We start from the raw sequence: 1,013 nt of genomic DNA, 5'->3' as shown, positions 1-1,013 counted from the left end.
TTTGCTGCATTACCAATAGCCGAAACAATTGAAACAGGTGTTGAGATCACTAATGAACAAGGACATCCGACAACTAAAATGGATAACCCTTGGTAAAGCCATTTATTCCAGTCACCACCAAAGAATAGCGGAGGAACAACCACTATCAAAAGGGCCATAATAATTATGAATGGCGTATAGTATTTTGCAAATTTATCTACAAAGGCTTGTGCAGGAGCTCGTTCTCCTTGCGCTTCTTCAACTAAGTGAATGATTTTGGCAATCGTTGTATCCGTTACTTTTTTTGTTACTTTGACTTCAAGAACACCTTCTTCATTTAGTGTTCCTGCAAACACTTCATCATCTAACTGTTTTTCAACAGGAACCGATTCTCCTGTTATTGCTGCTTGATTTACTGAAGAATGACCGTTGATAACAAGCCCATCCATGGCTATTTTTTGTCCGGGTTTAATGATCATAATATCGTCGATATCGATTTTATCGACACTGACTAATTGCTCTACATTGTTTCTCCTGATAAGAGCTTCTTTGGGAGCTATATCCATAAGAGAACGAATCGACTGTCTTGCTTTATCCATTGAAAATCGTTCCAAAGCTTCGCTAATAGCAAATAGTATTACTACAATAGAACCTTCGGCCCATTCTCCAATAAATGCGGCCCCAATAATTGCAATAGTCATTAAAGATTCCATGGAGAAGTCCAATTTGATCAAATCAGAGAACCCTTCTTTAAATAAATCAAATCCACCAATTATTATTGCCAATATATAAAGAGCTTTCGTTAATAAATGATCTTCGCCCAATGATAGTTGGGAAATCACAGCAACAAGTATAAAACCAAGAGAGATGATTAAAGCGATATTCCGTTTAATAAAAGACTCTTTTGATCTAACTTGTTCATCATTTTCTTGATCATCACGAATGATAAGATTTTCGAAGGCTCCCGCTTCTTCGAGTTCTTCAATTGTTGTTTGGCCTTCTACTGAAATCTTACTTGCACCAAAGTTTACTGT

1 protein-coding gene is annotated in these 1,013 nt (G+C 36.7%); it reads right to left on the bottom strand.

The genetic code is table 11. The annotated features are described in order from the left end of the window. Positions 1 to 1,013: HAD-IC family P-type ATPase (locus ABZY20_RS37550; protein ID WP_356448068.1), on the bottom strand; the 1,013-nt coding region annotated here is incomplete at both ends.

It is taken from the genome of Streptomyces sp. NPDC006624, assembly GCF_040611555.1.
GTDB lineage: Bacteria > Actinomycetota > Actinomycetes > Streptomycetales > Streptomycetaceae > Streptomyces.
This window is presented reverse-complemented; position numbering and strand designations above follow the sequence as displayed.